The 16,642-nt window shown below is 67.7% G+C and carries 12 protein-coding genes; all 12 read right to left on the bottom strand.

Features of this window, described 5'->3' with window-relative positions:
• Position 1: 1 nt before the first annotated feature.
• From VGP60_RS12845 to VGP60_RS12790, 12 genes are read right to left on the bottom strand one after another with little or no spacing between them, the layout of a single operon-like run.
• A complete protein-coding gene (locus VGP60_RS12845) occupies positions 2-1,006 on the bottom strand; it encodes a sugar phosphate isomerase/epimerase family protein (RefSeq protein WP_327548187.1) in 1,005 nt (334 codons plus the stop codon).
• 27 nt (positions 1,007-1,033) lie between these two features.
• Positions 1,034-1,894: a TatD family hydrolase gene (locus tag VGP60_RS12840; protein WP_327548186.1), complete on the bottom strand. Its 861-nt coding sequence runs from the start codon at positions 1,892-1,894 to the stop codon at positions 1,034-1,036.
• Complete coding sequence (locus VGP60_RS12835) at positions 1,894-2,520, bottom strand: EboA domain-containing protein (protein ID WP_327548185.1); 627 nt, start codon at positions 2,518-2,520, stop codon at positions 1,894-1,896. The genes VGP60_RS12840 and VGP60_RS12835 overlap by 1 nt, the downstream gene beginning before the upstream one ends.
• On the bottom strand, positions 2,517-3,341 hold the full coding sequence (locus tag VGP60_RS12830; protein ID WP_327548184.1) for a sugar phosphate isomerase/epimerase family protein: 825 nt from the start codon (positions 3,339-3,341) through the stop codon (positions 2,517-2,519). The genes VGP60_RS12835 and VGP60_RS12830 overlap by 4 nt, the downstream gene beginning before the upstream one ends.
• A complete protein-coding gene (locus VGP60_RS12825) occupies positions 3,338-4,489 on the bottom strand; it encodes an inositol-3-phosphate synthase (RefSeq protein WP_327548183.1) in 1,152 nt (383 codons plus the stop codon). Before VGP60_RS12825 ends, VGP60_RS12830 begins: the two co-directional genes overlap by 4 nt.
• 10 nt (positions 4,490-4,499) lie before the next feature.
• Positions 4,500-5,003 (bottom strand): hypothetical protein, encoded by a 504-nt coding sequence (locus tag VGP60_RS12820; protein ID WP_327548182.1) that lies wholly within the window; start codon positions 5,001-5,003, stop codon positions 4,500-4,502.
• Entirely contained in the window at positions 5,000-10,462 is a 5,463-nt protein-coding gene (locus VGP60_RS12815; RefSeq protein WP_327548181.1) for a ThuA domain-containing protein, read from the bottom strand. The genes VGP60_RS12820 and VGP60_RS12815 overlap by 4 nt, the downstream gene beginning before the upstream one ends.
• Positions 10,459-11,646 carry a Gfo/Idh/MocA family oxidoreductase gene (locus VGP60_RS12810; RefSeq protein ID WP_327548180.1) on the bottom strand — a complete coding sequence of 396 codons (1,188 nt, stop codon included), beginning with the start codon at positions 11,644-11,646 and terminating at the stop codon, positions 10,459-10,461. Before VGP60_RS12810 ends, VGP60_RS12815 begins: the two co-directional genes overlap by 4 nt.
• Positions 11,647-11,658: 12 nt before the next feature.
• Positions 11,659-12,711: a substrate-binding domain-containing protein gene (locus VGP60_RS12805; protein WP_327548179.1), complete on the bottom strand. Its 1,053-nt coding sequence runs from the start codon at positions 12,709-12,711 to the stop codon at positions 11,659-11,661.
• Complete coding sequence (locus VGP60_RS12800) at positions 12,708-13,718, bottom strand: ABC transporter permease (protein WP_414640337.1); 1,011 nt, start codon at positions 13,716-13,718, stop codon at positions 12,708-12,710. The genes VGP60_RS12805 and VGP60_RS12800 overlap by 4 nt, the downstream gene beginning before the upstream one ends.
• Positions 13,715-15,214 (bottom strand): sugar ABC transporter ATP-binding protein, encoded by a 1,500-nt coding sequence (locus VGP60_RS12795; protein WP_327548178.1) that lies wholly within the window; start codon positions 15,212-15,214, stop codon positions 13,715-13,717. Before VGP60_RS12795 ends, VGP60_RS12800 begins: the two co-directional genes overlap by 4 nt.
• Positions 15,211-16,416, bottom strand: a complete 1,206-nt coding sequence (locus VGP60_RS12790; protein ID WP_327548177.1) for an ROK family protein — start codon at positions 16,414-16,416, stop codon at positions 15,211-15,213. The genes VGP60_RS12795 and VGP60_RS12790 overlap by 4 nt, the downstream gene beginning before the upstream one ends.
• Between the last annotated feature and the right edge of the window lie 226 nt (positions 16,417-16,642).

The following is a 16,642-nucleotide window of genomic DNA, read 5'->3' as shown; positions in this document are numbered from 1 at the left end:
TTTAGTCGCCTGAGGAGAAGGCGGCGTCGAACGATGCGGTGGGGCGTTCGAAGTTGAACTTGCGGATGAATTCGAGGGCCTCGGGACCACCGAGCAGGCGGTCCATTCCGGCGTCTTCCCATTCGATGGAGATCGGGCCGTCGTAGCCGATCGCGTTGAGCATGCGGAAGACGTCTTCCCAGGGCACGTCACCGTGTCCGGTGGAGACGAAGTCCCAGCCGCGGCGCGGATCGCCCCACGGCAGGTGCGAGCCGAGCCGGCCGTTGCGGCCGTTGAGCTGCTTACGCGATTCCTTGCAGTCGACGTGGTAGATCCGGTCCTTGAAGTCCCAGAGGAAACCGACCGGGTCGAGGTCCTGCCAGACGAAGTGCGACGGATCGAAGTTGAGGCCGAACGCCGGGCGGTGCCCGATGGCCTCCAGCGTCTTGACCGTGCTCCAGTAGTCATAAGCGATTTCGCTCGGGTGGACCTCGTGCGCGAACCGGACACCGACCTCGTCGAAGACGTCCAGGATCGGGTTCCAGCGGTCGGCGAAGTCCTGGTACCCACGCTCGATCATCGCCGGCGGCACCGGCGGGAACATCGCGACGGTGTGCCAGATCGACGAGCCGGTGAAACCGATCACCGTGGACACACCGAGCTTCGCGGCGGCCCTGGCGGTGTCCTTCATTTCCTCCGCCGCGCGCTGCCGCACGCCTTCGGGCTCGCCGTCGCCCCAGATCCGCGCCGACAGGATGGCCTCGTGCCGCTCGTCGATCGGGTGGTCGCAGACGGCCTGGCCGAGCAGGTGGTTGGAGATCGCCCAGACCTTCAGGCCGTACTTGGCGAGCGTCTCCAGCTTGGCCGGGATGTAGGCCTCGTCGGCGAGTGCCTTGTCCACCTCGAAGTGGTCGCCCCAGCAGGCGATCTCGAGACCCTCGTAGCCCCACTCACTCGCCAGTTTGCAGACCTCCTCGAACGGCAGGTCGGCCCACTGTCCGGTGAAGAGGGTAAGCGGTCGTGCCATTGGTGCCTCCTGAATCGGTGGTTCTCTTCACTTTTTGCGAGCACCGCGAAGGATCGAGTTGCCCTCGAAACTCGCGGTCGGCTCACTGTCTACATCGGACAACTCGAGACGGCCACTCTGGCCGTAGAAGTCGACGGGGTTCTGCCACAGCACCTTGTCGACGTCGGCGTCGGTGAACCCGGCGGCCAGCATCGCGGCACCGGTCTTCGCCGTCTTCAGCGGATCGCTCTTGCCCCAGTCCGCCGCGGAGTTCACCAGCACCCGGCTGGTGCCGTACTCCCGCAGGAGCGCGACCATCCGGTCCTCGTCCATCTTGGTGTCCGGATAGATCGAGAACCCCATCCAGCAGCCCGAATCCGCGACCAGTCCCACGGTGACCTCGTTGAGATGGTCGACCACGACATGCTCGGGCGGGACGCCGGATTCCCGCACCACGGCGAGGGTCCGCTCGGTCCCGGCGAGCTTGTCGCGATGCGGGGTGTGCACGAGCACGGGTAGTTCGTGTTCCAGCGCCAGCTGCATCTGCCGCGAGAACGCGGTGTCCTCTTCCGGGGTCATCGAGTCGTACCCGACTTCGCCGACCGCGACCACCCTGTCCTTCGCGAGATACCGCGGCAAGAGGTCCAGCACCGGCACGCAGCGCGGATCGTTGGCCTCCTTGGGGTTCAGCGCGATCGTGCAGTGGTGGCTGATGCCGAACTGTGCCGCGCGGAACGGCTCCCAGCCGACGAGCGCGTCGAAGTAGTCGGTGAAACTGCCGACCGTGGTCCGCGGCTGGCCGAGCCAAAACGCCGGTTCCACCAACGCGCGGACCCCGGCGTCGTACATCGCCTGGTAGTCGTCGGTCGTGCGCGACGTCATGTGGATATGCGGGTCGAAGATACGCATCACGCCTCCAAATCCGAGAACTCCGGGACGAGCAGTCCGACATCGGCGGGCACGGGCCGCCCGGCTGCCAGCCGTTCTTCCGCGAACGAACGCAGCATCCGCGTCAGCTCCGGGTCGGCCCGCTCGGCCAGGCCGCTGATGCCGGCGAGCGGGATGCCCATGAACACACATTTGAGTACGCCGTGGCGGTACCCGGACGCGTCGAGATGTTCAGCTCCATAGGTGCCGAGCGCGGCGGCGACCAGCCGGGTGTCGTTGGTGCGTAACGCATCGCGAATCAACGGCAGTCCGTCGGGACCGATCGGCACTTCGGCCAGGCCGCGCAGCACCGCGCGTTTCTCGGACGCGTCGCCGTAGCGGTAGAGCTCGTTGGTCTCGGACACCAGCGCCCGCGCGGAAAGCGAGGAGAGCAGCAGGACCCGGACGGCGTCGTCCACCGACCAGCCGCGCAGCTCGTCGTGCTCGGTGGTCAACGGCCCACGACCGCATTTGCGGCCCACAGCGGGAAACAGCGCGCGGATCTTCGCCGGATCGGCGGCCACGGCGTCCATGGATTCCGCGAGCCAGTGTTCGGCGTCTTCGGACAGGTTGTCCCGCAACGCGTGCCGGACGGCGCTGGTCGTCATGACATCACCTCGATCCCGGAAGCCTGCCGGAGGTAGCCGAGCGAGTCACCGGCCGCCGCGGGCGCGGCCTGGCTCTGGTTCGGCAGCTCGACCGACACCAGTCCTTGGTAGCCGATCGCCCGTAACGCGGTCAACGCCGGGGAAAGCTCCTCGGGCGCTCCCCCGCCGACGTCGTGCAGGTGCACGTTCATCAGCCGTGAGCCCGCGCGCCGGACGCGGTCCGGAGCGGACTGTGGCTCGGCACGGCCGATGGCGAGGGTGAGGCCGAACCGCTTGGGGTTGCCCAGTCTCGACCTCAGCCGGTCGTATCCGTCCAAATTGGACACGAACATCTCCGGGTCCGGTTCGAAGGCCAGCCGCACGTTGAGCGCTTCGGCCCGGGCGAGCACGAGCTCGCACCCCGCGACGAGCCGCTCCCAGGCCATCGTGTCCGGCACCCCGGGCGAGGCGACCCCGCTGGAGAACGAAACCGCGTCGGCACCGAGGTCCGCGGCGAGCCCGACCGCCCGGATCAGGAGGTCGACCCGCTGCTGGCGATCGGGTTCGAGCAGCGTGGGCGAGTGCTTGCGCCACGGGTCGAGCAGGTAGCCCGCACCCGTCTCGATGACCACGGACAGCCCGAGCCGGTCCAGATCGATGGACAGCATGGAGATCTGCCGGCCCAGGTCCTTGGCGTACGGATCGAGATGGTGGTGATCGAGCGTGAGCGCGACACCTTCGTAGCCGAGGTTCGCGATGACCCGCAGCGCGTCAGCGAGCCGGTGATGCGAGAAGCCACTGGTGTCGTAGCCGAAGCGCAGCTGTCCCTTATGGACGATCACGGCGTCGCCCAGTCTCGGAGGACCTCGTACTGGGCCGATAGTCCGTGCGGGCCGTCCCCGACCGGATCCTTGAAGAAGAACCCGAGTTCGGGCACCGGCCCCGAAATCCCGTTCGCGTGCGCCCTCGCCAGGAACCGCGCCAGGTCGAGCACGAGCGGCGCGGCGAGTGCGGAATCGCAGCCCTGCCAGGTGAACTGGAGGTTCATCCGCACGCCGAGGAAACCGTCGAACAGCACGTGATCCCACGACGTCTTCCAATCACCCAGCTCGGGCACATAATCGATGTGGACTTCGCCGTCGACGGCGTGGCCGAGCGTTTCGGACAGCACCCGCTGTTTCGAATTGTTCTTGCTGACCGCGGCTTCCGGGTCGGCGAGCGTCGCGCCGTCCCCGGCACCGAGCAGGTTGGTGCCCGACCAGGCTCGCACCCGCAGGTTGCGCTGCGCGAACATCGGTGCCAGCACCGATCTCAACAACGTCTCCCCGGTCTTGCCGTCCCGGCCCGCATACGGGACACCGGTTTGCCGCGCCAGTTCGTCCAACGCGGGAAGCCACGCGCCCGTCGACGGGGTGAAGTCGACGTACGCGCAGCCCGCCCGCATCGCCGCGTAGGCGTACAACGAACTCGCCGGAAGCACCCGCTCGTCGCCGCCGAGCGCAACTTCGAGTGCCGCCAACGATTCGTGCGCCGGGTTCGCCGGGAACGGCGGCTCGGTCGACGCGACGTTGACGACCACCACCCGCACGAGTTCGTTGCGCTCCCGGAAGTCCCCGATATCAGCGACGAGCCGGGCGGCCTGCTCGTCCTGCCGCCCGGTATTCGTCACGCCGACGCGGATTTCGGCATCGGCCTCCGCGATGTCCCGGAGCACGGAGGAACGCAGGGACGCGGGCAGCACCCCGGCATGGACGAGCTGCTCGACCCGCTTGACGAGCGGGGTGGTGACGACGTCGTGCCCGCCGAACACCAGATCCGCCCACGGGGTCAGCCCGGCCCCGGCGAAATCGGGCAGCTCACCGACACATCCCGTCGGCGCCGCGAGGCCGGCGCGCATCGCGGCGGCGCCGGTGATCGCGGTGGTCGCCACCGAGCCACGCGCGCCGACGAACCAGACTCCGACGCGATCGTGGGCAATGTCCGTAGCCATGGTTCCTCACTCAGCTAGAAATGGACTGACGGGTTCGCCTGCGCAGGAACAGGGCGAGGAAGGCAAGTCCGCACAGCCCCGCGATCCCGGCGGGGATCCCGACGAACAGCGCGATGTCCGGCCCGGCAGGCAGGGCAGGCGCCGGCGGAGCCGCCACCGAGACGATGTCAGCCGTGCGCTGGGCCGCGGACGGCTTGGTCGCGACGACCGTCACCGTCCACGGGCCCGGTGGCAGCGGTTGCTCGGAGGTGTAGAACGCCTGGCCCTCCGCGGACGCGACCAGCCGGACGGGCCCGAAGGTCCGGCCGTCCGACGCGGTCGCGGTCATCGTCAGGTCGACCTGGCCGGTGACCATGTGCTTGTCCCCGACATAGGTCGCCACGGCGGTGACGCCCTGCCGACCGTCACCGCCGACCTCCAGCGCGATCGGCCCGCCGTGCGCCGACGCCGGTGGCGCGCCCACCAGGAGGCACGCCACCAGAAGCGGCCCGGCCACGAGCAACCGTTTCATCATTCCGGCCGCCTGCCGCTCGGCTCAGGGCCCGACAGGCGCGCGATGAGCACGTCGGTGTCGCGCCCCAGGATCTGGCGTACCTCACCGACGACCACGATCGCCGGGTCGGCCGCCAGTGACTTGAACTTGCCCAGTTCGGTGCCCGTCTTGATGTCGTTGCCGTTCGCCTCGGCCTTGCGGGCCTTGGTGAGCTGGGCCTGCAGGGTCTTCGCCCCGGTGGCGCTGAGCCTGCCGGTGGCCTTGAACCGGTCGATCAGGTTGCCGAGATCCCGGGTCGAGGTGTCGACCCCGAACGCCACCTTCTGCGTGGCCTGGTTGCCCGCGTTGTCCGTCACCGTGACGGACAGCTCGTGCAAGCCCGCGGTCAGTTCGTACAGGGCCTGCAAAGTGCCGGACTGGTAAGGCCTTCCGTCCAGCGTCGCACTCACCGAACCGACACCGGAGGTGACATCCACGGCCTGCCAGGCGATCCGGACGTCCTGGCTGTCCCCGTAGATCTGCCCGGCGGTGAGCCCGGAGACCGTGGCCGCCGGCTTGGTGGCGTCGATGTTCACCGTGACGGACTTCTCCGCCTCGACGTTCCCGGCCTGGTCCGCGGAGCGGTAGGCGACGGTGTGCGTGCCGTCCCCGGTCACCGGGACCGGTGCGGTGTACGCCGTCCACTCTCCACTGTCCACTTTGTACTCGACCCCGGCGACGCCGGTGCCGCCTTCTTCGTCGGCCGCGGTCAGCGAGACCTTGACCGGTCCGCCGTACCACCCGGCGGCGTTGGGTGCCGCCGGATCAGCGACGGCCGTGGTGACCGGCGCGGTTTCGTCGATCGGCGCCGTCGACAGGTGGAAGTAGTCGAACTTGGCCGTCTTGGAAGCCGCTTGGTTGACGCCGAAGGCGAACAAACCGACCTTGGCGTTGGCGATACTCGCGTTGGTCAGTGACCCGAGTTCGGTCCAGGCAATGCCGTCGGCGGAGTAGAAGCCGCGGTAGGTGTCACCCTGTTTGGCCAGGCGCAGGAACCACACGCCTTGGTTGACGTCACTGGCGTTCGGCTGCGGACTCTGCACCGCGTCGCCGATTTCACTGCGCAACTCGATGCCGCGAGTGACCGTCGAACCCGGTGCGTTGTTGGTCAGGTAGTCCACCTTGACGTAATTGCCGTCGTCGCCGTACGCGATCAGCCCGGCCTGCTGGTAGGCCTCGTTGAACGCGCTGCCGTCGACCTTGGTCTCGACGGTCCAGTCCCCGGCGGGCGGGGTCTGCAGGGTGAAGTTCTTCGGCGCCGAGTTGTCGGTGCCGTAGATGTCGCCCTTGCTGGTGTCGATTTCGAGGTTGCCGCCGGCGACCCGCTGCGTGGCCGGGTCCGGCCGCACCGCGGTGTTCCACCGGCAGGTGTCGAGTGAGGTGGCGTCGAACTCGTCGTCCGGGCCTGCCGTCTCGTCCGGCGTGAGCTGGAACGTGTCGAACGCGGCGTCGATGACCGGGCGGGTTCCCCCGCTGGCCAACGAGATCAGGCCGATCTTCGGGTTGGTGATCCCGGCGAGCAGCTTGTCCGTCTGCGGCATCGGCGTCCAGTTGACCCCATCGGCCGAGTACGCCCCGGTCACATGGGTGCCGTCACTGGCCATCCGCACGAACACCGTGTCGCTGAACGCCGAGCCCGGCGCGGACACGTTGGACTGCGAGGTTTCGTTGGGCACGCCTTGTTCTTCGCGGATGAACTGGAAGACGCGGCCGTTGATGTCGTTGGTGCCCTGGGCTTCCAGGACCATCTTCGCGTAGTTGTCGTCGTCACCGTAGAGCACGAGACCGGCTTGCTGGTAGGCGTCCCGTGCCGCCAGCGTCACCCTGGTGGTCGCTTCCCACGCCCCGTTCGGCGCGGGCTGCACAACGAGGTTCGGCACCGGGGTGCCGTTGTCGCCACCGTAGATCTCGGCCTGTGCGGTCGGGATGTGCAGCGCGCCACCGCCGACCCGGAGATCCTGGTTCTCCCGGATGACTGTCCACTTGGCCCGGTCGAGCTGGGTTCCGGTGAAACTGTCGGACTTGCCACCGAGGCAGCTCTGTCCGGGGGCGTCGACGGTGATCGGCACGTGTTCGGTCCGCGCCGCACCCTGGCTGTCGGTGACGGTCACCGTCGCGTCGTAGGCGCCGGCCGTCTGGTAGGTGTACGAAGCGTCCGGTGTGGACGGTTGCGGTGAGCCGGGGACGCCGAAGTTCCACTTGTACGTCAGCGGGTTGTCGCCCTCGGGGTCGGTGCCCACGCTGGTGAAGTTGACCGCGAGCGGTGCTTCACCGGTGGTCGGGGTGGCGGTGAGCTGGATCGTCGGCCGCTGGTTCGCGGTCACGCCCTTGCCCAGGAAGTCGACCCAGTTGACGTTCAGCATCGACGCCGTACTGGTGCCGCCTTCCGGATTGCGCACCACGAAGAACAGCGGCGCGGTGGTCGTCGGCGGGTTCGTCAGCTGGAGCGTGACGTCGGTGAACGTCTGCCAGCCACCCGTTCCCGGTGCGGCGACCTTGCCGAGCAGCGCGCCGTCCGGCGATCCACTGTGGACCTCGATGGTCGCGCCACCGACGGCCGAGGCCGTGCGGAACCGCAGCGCGTCGATCGCCGACAGGTTGACCGGATCGAAGGACCAGTAGTCCCCGTCCTCGATGAACCCGATGTTCTTGAACCCGCCCGCGGTGTCACTGGTGGTTTCGACCTGCACGCCGGGCGTGCCCGTGCCGATGCCACTGGCGACCCGTCCGGTGCCGTTGAAGTACTCCGCCTGCTTGTGCTTGGGCTGCAGGATCGACTGGGCCCGGCCGGTCAGCGGCTGGGAACCACCCGCGCCGCCCTTGTCCGTATAGGACGCTTCGAGGACGTAGAAGACGTTGTCGCCGTCACTGTGTCCCGAGGACAACGTCGTCTGCACGGACCCGGAGCAACCGGTGTACTGGTCGAGCGGATGCCCGTGGGTGTCGTGCCCGAGGATCGCCTGCATCTTCTCCGACGCGCAGTCGATCGTCCCGTCCTCGGGATCGGTGACCGTGACGGTGTACTTCACCTGGTCGCCGAAGTCGAAGAACCCTCCGTTGGGCGGGATGTCGAGCGTCACCGTCGGCATGGTGTTGCCGACCACGATGGGCACGCTCGCACTGGCGCTCTTGCCGTTGCCGCTGGTGACGGTCAGCGTCGCGCTGAAGTTTCCGTTGGTGCCGTAGGTGTGCTGCGGGTTGGGCTCGGCCGAGTCGACCGTGCCGTCGCTTTCGAAGTCCCAGGCGAAGGTGACCGGGTTGCCGTCCGGATCCCGCGAGCCCTCACTCGAGAACTGCACGGCGAGCGGAGCGGGACCGGACGTCTTGTCCGCGGTCGCCGCCGCGATGGGCGAACGGTTTCCCCGCACGTAGTCGATCCGGTAGACGCCGGAATCGGCGTTGTCCCCGCCGAATCCCGAGCCCCACTCGATCAGGTACAGCGCGCCGTCCGCGCCGTACTTCATGTCCATCGGCTTCTTGAAGCTGAGCTTGCTCAGGATCTGGTTGATGTCGACGAGCTGGCTGCCGTCTTCGTTGAGCTGGAAGGAGAACAGCTTGTCGGTGTTCCACTCGCCGAAGATCGCCTTGCCGTCCCAGTAGGCCGGCCACTTGCGGTCCGACGTCGAGTTCTCGTCGTACCGGTAGACCGGGCCCGCCATCGGCGCGCCTTCCGAGCCGAGCTCCGGGAACTTCGGCTCACCGGCGTAGTGGCCGTAGACCATCGCCGGGATCGCGGGCGGGAGGTCGACCAGACCGGTGTTGTTGGGCGAGTTGTTCTTCGGTGCCGCGCAGTCGAACGCCGCACCGGAGGCGCCGGTCGCGAAATCGTAGTCCACGTAAGGCTTGTTGTCGCCGACGCAGTACGGCCAGCCGTAGAACCCTGGCTGGTTGAGGATCTGCCATTCGACGGTGTTCTCCGGGCCGCGCACAGGGCTCGCGACCCCGGCGTCCGGGCCGTAGTCGGCGACCATCAGTTTGTGCGTCTCAGGGTCGATGCCGATACGGAACGGGTTGCGGAAGCCCATCGCGTAGATCTCGGGACGGGTCTTCTCGGTGCCCGGGGCGAACAGGTTCCCGGTGGGCACGGTGTAGGTGCCGTCGGCCTCCGGGTGGATGCGCAGGATCTTGCCGCGCAGGTCGTTCGTGTTGGCCGAGGAGCGCTGGGAGTCCCAAGTGGACCGTCCGGCACGCTCGTCGATCGGCGCGTAGCCGTCGGAGGCGAACGGGTTGCTGTTGTCACCGTTGCCGAGCCAGAGGTCACCGGTAGTGGGGTCGAACGCCATGCCGCCACCGTGGTGACAGCATTCCGCCCGCTGCACCGGAACTTCGAGCAGCACCTTTTCCGTGGACAGATCCACCGTGCTGTCGGGGTTCGCGGTGAACCTCGAGATCCGGTCGACGTCCTTGCCGTTCGGCGAATAGTAGAAATAGATCCAATGGTTCGTGACAAACGAAGGATCGAGCGCGAGCCCGAGCAAGCCGCTTTCGTTGGCGGTGAACACATCCAAGTGCGCGGCCGTGGCCACACCCCCGGCACCCGGCTTGACGACCTTGACGTCACCGAGCCGGTCGATGTAGTAGACACGGCCGTCCGTGGCGACGTCGAGCATCATCGGGTTCGACGTGTTGTCGTCGAGGGTGACCTTTTCGAAGCTCGCGTCAAGGCTCGCCGAGCAGTCCGCGGGGATGACTCCGGCCGCGGTCTGGATCCCGCCGAGCAGCAGGTGGAGGAAGTTCGCCTCGGTGAAGGACGCGTCGTCGTGCCCGAGCCCGGTGTACCAGGATCGGCCGCCTTCGTAGTCCTGGCACCAGGTGTTGGGGTGGTCGAAGCCCATCGTGCCGCCGCTGTACGACGTCTCGTCCAATGAGGTCAGGACGTGGACGTTCTCGCGCGGGTTGGCCTGGTAGTCGTACCACTCGTCGCTGCGGGTCCATTTCGCCGGCAGGCCCTGGGTCGACGGGTGCGCCGGGTCCTCGACCTTGACGACGGCCTGCTGCGGCGCGGGGTGCTGCTTGAAGTAGGCGCCGACGAGCTTTCCGTACCAGGACCAGTCGTATTCGGTGTCGGCCGCGGCGTGGACGCCGGCGAACCCGCCGCCGCCTTCGATGTAGTGCTGGAACGCCGTCTGCTGGGGGGCGTCGAGGACGTCACCGGTGGTCGACAGGAAGATGACGACCTTGTACTGGGCCAGGTTGGCTTCGGTGAACGCGGCGCCGTCTTCGGTGGCGTCGACGGCGAAGTTGTTCTCCTGGCCGAGTTTCTGGATGGCCGCGATCCCGGCCGGGATCGACGAGTGACGGAAGCCCGTCGTCTTGGAAAAGACCAGCGCCTTGAACGCCGGGGCCGCGGCCGGAGCCGCGTAACCCGCCGAGGCGGTACCGATAGAGGCGATGACAACGATGGCAAAGGCCAGGACCAGCAGACGTGCGCGCTGGATCATGCGTTGGCTCCTTCAATGGCAGTCCAGACGCTTTGAGCGGCCGCGCTCTTTTCGACGGCGGCCAGTACTCGCTGCACCTGGAGACCGTCGGCGAACGACGGTTCGGGGTCCCGGCCGGCCTCGATGGCGACCAGGAAGTCGTAGACCTCATGCGTGAATGAGTGCTCGTACCCGAGGCCGTGACCCGGCGGCCACCAGGCCGACAGGTACGGGTGGGTCGATTCGGTCACCAGGATGCGGCGGAAGCCCGCGATGTCGGCGCCTTCGGTGTGGTCGTGGAAGGAGAGTTCGTTCATGGACTCGAAGTCGAAGGCGATACTGCCGTCGGAACCGTTGATCTCGATGCGCATGGCGTTCTTGCGGCCACTGGCGAACCTGGTGGCCTCGAAGGAACCCAGTGCGCCGGAGTCGAAGCGGGCGGTGAACAGGGCGGCGTCGTCGACGGTCACCGTGCCGCGTTCCGTGGAGGCCTCCCCCGCGAGGCCCGCCGAGGACGCGACGAGGGGCCGCTCCGTGACGAAGGTTTCGGTCAGCCCGCTGACACCGGTGATCCGTGAGCCGGTGACGAACTGGGCCAGGTCGATGATGTGCGCGCCGATGTCGCCGAGCGCGCCGGAACCGGCCTTTTCCTTGTCCAGTCGCCAAACCAGGGGGAACTCCGGGTCGACGATCCAGTCCTGCAGGTATTGGGCGCGGACGTGCCGGATGGTGCCGAGCTTTCCGTCCGCGATCAGCTTGCGGGCCAGGGCGAGGGCGGGCACCCGGCGATAGTTGAACGCCACCATCGACCGAACGCCTTTGACCCTCGCCTTTTCCGCCGCATCGACCATCGCGACGGCTTCGTCGACGGTGTTGGCCAGCGGTTTCTCACACAGCACGTGCTTGCCCGCGGCCAGCGCCGCGATGGCGATCTCGGCGTGGGTGTCGCCGGGAGTACAGATGTCGACCAGCCCGATGTCTTCGCGGCCGATCAGTTGCTTCCAGTCGGTTTCCACCGACTGCCAGCCGAGTTTGGCCGCGGCCGCGGCCGCCTTCGCCGGGTCCCGGCCGCACAGGGCGACCATCGCCGGCGTCAGCGGCACGTCGAAGGCGCGGTGGACGGTACGCCACGCCTGGGAATGCACGGCGCCCATGAAGGCGTAACCGATCATCCCGACGCCGATTTTCGATGCGTTCTCAGGCATGGCGAACCCCAGTCACTCGAACGAGAAAGGCAGGTACTTGTCTACGTTTTCCTTGGTCACGACCGCGGAGAACAAGGTGACCGACGCGGGGATCTCCTGCTCGGCGAGGTCACCGAGGCCCTTGGCCTGACCGAGCAAACGCGCCAGCCGGATCGCGGACGCGGACATCGTCGGCGGGTAGAGCACGGTCGCCTTGAGCACCGACGAGTCGGCCTTGATCTGCTCCATCGCGGCCTTCGAGCCCGCGCCACCAACCATCAGGAAGTCGGTCCGGCCGGCCTGCTGGACCGCCTGCAGCGCACCGATTCCCTGGTCGTCGTCGTGGTTCCAGATCGCGTCGAACTTCGGGTGCGCCTGGAGCAGCTCGGCCATCCTGGCCTGCCCGGTCTGCACGTTGAACTCCGCCGCCGCGCGGCCGAGTTTCTGGATGCCGGGGAAGTTCTTCAGCCCGTCGTCGAAGCCCTGGGACCGTTGCTGGGTCAGCTCCAGGGTATCGATGCCGGCGAGTTCGAGGACCGTGCCCTTGCCGCCCAGCTTCTGCCCGATGTAGGTACCGGCGTTGAGGCCCATGCGGTAGTTGTCGCCACCGACCCAGGTCCGGTAGCTCTGTGAGGAGTCGAAGATCCGGTCGAGGTTGATGACCGGGATCCCCGCGTCCATCGCCTTGCGCCCGGCCGGGGTCATCTGCTTGCCGTCGGCGGGAAGTATCACCAGGACGTCGACCTTCTGGCTGATCAGCGAGTCGACCTGGCTGGCCTGCACGGCGGCGTCGTTCGAGCCCTCGGTGACGACCAGTTTGACGTCGGTGTACTTCGCCGCCTCCGCCTTGGCGTTGACGTTGATCGCGTTCAGCCAGCCGTGGTCGGCCTGCGGGCCGGCGAACCCGACCGTCACCAGCTTGCCCGGTGCGGAGTTCTGGGCGTTCTGGGCGGGCGCGTTCCCCGCCGCGGCCGGCGGGGCTTCGTCGGTGTTGCCCGTACAGGCGGTGGCGACGGCCCCCACGCCGAGCGCCGACGCTGCCGCCAAGAAACCGCGGCGATTGAGCCCGGACCTGGGTGTGGTCATGACGATGTCCTCTCGTTTGAAGCACGACGCTGAACGAGCACAGCGACGACGATGATCGCGCCCTTGGCGATCTGCTGGACCGCGGTGGGCAGGTTGTTGAGGGTGAAGAGCACGCTGATCAGGGTGAAGACGAGGACACCCAGTACCGAGCCGACGAGTGAGCCGCGGCCACCGGAGAGCAGGGTGCCGCCGATGATCACCGCCGCGATCGCGTCGAGTTCGTAGAGGTTGCCGTTCGCCGAGGTCCCGCTGCTGGTGAGGATCACGAGCATCACGCTGGCGATCCCGCAGCACAGTCCGGAAAGGACATACAGCAGGAGGGTGTGCTGCTTGACGTTGATACCGGCGAGCCGGGCGGCTTCCGGGTTGCCGCCGATGGCGAAGGTGCGGCGGCCGAAGGTGGTGCGGTTCAGCACGATCCAGCCGAGGATCGCGACGATCACGAAGATGATCACCAGCGGCGGGATGCCGAGGATGTAGCTCTTCTTGTACCCGAGGTCGACCAGGCCCTGGTTCTGGAAGTTGACGACCTGCGTTTTCCCTTGCGACAGCTGGATCGCGAGGCCGCGAGCGCTGGCCAGCATGGCGATGGTCGCGATGAAGGCGACCAGTTTGCCGTAGGCGATGAGCAGGCCGCTCACGAGTCCGCACCCGACGCCGACGGCCAGGGCGCAGAAGATGATCCCGCCGATGCCGTAGGACTGGGTGGCCTTGGTCGTCGCCCACACCGTGGAGAGCGCGACCACCGCGCCCACCGACAGGTCGATCCCGCCGCCGATGATGACGAAGGTCATCCCGACGGTGATCACCCCGACGATCGACGCCAGGGTGAGCACGAGGATCAGGTTGTCCGTGCTCAAGAACTGGTCGGGCTTCGTCACCGTGCCGGCGATGGCCAGCAACACCAGCACGGCCACCAGGCCGAGATTCTGGACGTCCTTCATGCGCCGCATCGAAAACCCCCGACGCGTGGGTGGCGGGTCGGCCACCACGACTTGCTCGGTCATACCGCCTCCATAACAAGATCCAGAACACGGTGCTCGTCGAGTTCGCGGGCGTCGGCCTCGAACACCACCCGGCCCTCCCGGAGCACCAGAACACGGTCGGCCAGGCCGAGGACTTCGGGGACCTCGCTGGAAACCAGCACCACCGCGACCCCGGAATCGGCCAGTTCGCGGATGACCGCGTACAACTCCGCCCGCGCGCCGACGTCGACGCCCCGGGTCGGTTCGTCGAGCAACAGCAACTTGCACCCCCGCAGCAGCCAGCGCGCCAGCACCGCTTTCTGCTGGTTCCCGCCGGACAGCTTGCTGACAGTGCGGCTGATGTCGGACGGGCGGAGTTCGAGGGCGTCGGTCTTTTCCTGCGCTTCGGCGAGTTCGCGGTTGCGGTTCATCCAGCCGAACTTGGCGAACCTGCGCAGCGACGCGAGAGAAACGTTGCGGGCGACGGAATCGTGGAGCAGCAGCGCCTGGCTCTTGCGTTCCTCGGGCGCCAGGCCCATGCCTTGGCGGACCGACGCCGTCACCGAGCCCGCCCGCATCAGCTTGTCGCCGAACCGGACCTGCCCGGAGGTCGGACGCCGTGCGCCGTAGACCGTCTCCAGGATTTCCGAGCGGCCCGAGCCGACGAGCCCGGCGAGTCCGACGATTTCGCCTGCCCGCACGGAGAAGGAGACATCGCTGAACGAGCCGTCCAGGGTCAAGCCGTCGACGACGAGGACTTCCGGTTCGCTGTCGTGGCTTCCGGCGTCGGGGCGTTCGGGGAAGGCGAACTCGACCCGGCGGCCGGTCATCGAGGACACCAGGTCCACCGTCGCCGTGGTCTTGGCGGGAAGCCCGGTCGCGACCGTGCGGCCGTCCTTGAGCACGGTGACGCGGTCGCCGATCTCGCGGATCTCCTCCAGGCGATGGGAAATGTAGAGCACGGCGACCCCGCGTCCGGTCAGCCCGCGGATGACCCGGAACAGGTTGGCGACCTCGTCGGCGGCGAGCACGGCCGACGGCTCGTCCATCACGATCAGCCGGGCGTCGTGGGACAGCGCCCGCGCCATGCTGACGATCTGCTTGCCGGCCGCGGACAGGCGCCACACCTCCCGGCCGACCGGGATCTCGGCGTGCCCCAGCTGTTCGAGCAGTTTGCGGGCCTCCGCCTGCATCTCGCGGCGGTGCACGAAACCACCACTCGACTTCTCGTGACCGAGGAAGATGTTCTCCGTCACCGAAAGCCCGTCGACGAGGTCGAGCTCCTGGTAGATCGTCGCGATCCCGCGTTTGGTCGCCGAGACCGGGTTCGGGAACGACACGGCCTCGCCGTCGATCTCGATCACGCCCTCATCCGGCTGGTGCGCGCCGGCGAGCACCTTGATCAGGGTCGACTTCCCGGCACCGTTCTGGCCCAGCAGGCAGTGCACTTCCCCGGCTTCGACCGACAGGTCGACGCCGTCGAGTGCCCGGACCCCTGGGAACACCTTGACGATTTCCGCCATCGTCAGCAAAGTCATCCGCTGTGCCTTTCCTTGGCCGGGCCCGGCAACGCGACGAGCGCCGGGTCGTCGAGCACGGCCTCGAGCGCGACATGGGCACCACCGCGGGAAGCGGCGGAAAATCCCAGCCAGGACAGTTCGACCCGGCACCCGCCGATATCCGGAGCGATGACCCTCGACTTGAGTTCGGCCATCATCGGGGCGAGCAGATAGGGGCCCAGTTGGGCGAAGTACCCGCCGAGCACGACCACTCGCGGGTTGAAGACGTTGATCAGGATCGACGCGCCGACGCCGAGGCCGGTGCCGACCTGTCCGAGCGCGGCGAGGGTGCGGCGGTCGCCGACCGCGGCCCGGCGGCGGATCATGTCGAGGCGTTGTTCGAGATCGAGCGACGGGTCGTGCACCGGGTCACCGGGTTCGGCGGCGAGCCGGAGCATCGCGGCCATCCCGACCAGCGTTTCCCAGCAGCCACGCCGGCCACAGCCGCATTGGCGGCCGCCCGGGTCGAGCTGGATGTGGCCGATCTCGCCGGAAAACCCTTCCGCGCCACTGAGAAGCCGTCCGCCGGCGATCACACCGCCACCGACGCCGATCTCGCCGGTGAGGTACACGAGATCCGGGGTGCCGGCGACGCTGCCCATGGCGTACTCGCCGAGCGCGGCGAGGTTGGCGTCGTTGGCCATGCGGATCGGGAAAGCCGGGCTGCCGAGCCTGGCGGTGAGCCGGTCGACCAAACCCTTGACCACCGCGACATCGCGCCAGCGGAGGTTCGGCGCGAACGCGACCACCCCGGCCGCGACGTCGACGAGAGCCGGGATCGCGATGGTCACCCCGGCCGGGACGACGTTGAGCCTGCCGCATTCCCGCAGCGCCCGTGCGGTGAGATCCGCTGCCGCGTCAAGCACTTTGTCGATGGTGAGGGCCTGGACGTCGAGTGCGACGCGTTGTTCGAAGAGCACCGCGTTGGTCAGGTCGAGGGCGAGCGCGCTCAGGTAGTCGACGTTGATCTCGACGCCGATGCCGCCGACACGGCGACCGTCGAGCTCGACGATCTTGCCGGGGCGGCCGACCGCTCCGGCGCGCTCGAGGTCTCCTTCGCGGGCCAAGCCGAGCTCGGCCAGTTCCGAAACCAGGCTCGACACCGTCGCCTTGTTGAGCCCGGTGTCCATCGCGATCCCGGCCCTCGACCGCGGGCCGCCATCACGAAGGTGCCGCAGCACCAACGTGAGGTTGCTGCGGCGGACGGTCGCTTGATCGGCGGGACGCGCCGATCTGACCGGCCGGAGGGGAAGGGAGGAATCCAACGCAACCACCAATTTTGTCTAGTGGGCCAACAAATTAAGTCACCTGATCGAGCGGGGTCAACGGTTTCGGGGGCGTTGCCTACTTGTTACATGTCCCGAACTTAGGGTTGACCTGCGGGTTTGTCGTGTTTGACCTAGTTCG

The organism is Amycolatopsis sp. (genome assembly GCF_036008905.1).
In the GTDB taxonomy this organism is placed as follows: Bacteria; Actinomycetota; Actinomycetes; order Mycobacteriales; family Pseudonocardiaceae; genus Amycolatopsis.
Note: the sequence above shows the minus strand (reverse complement) of the source record. Positions and strands in the feature narration are given on the sequence as shown.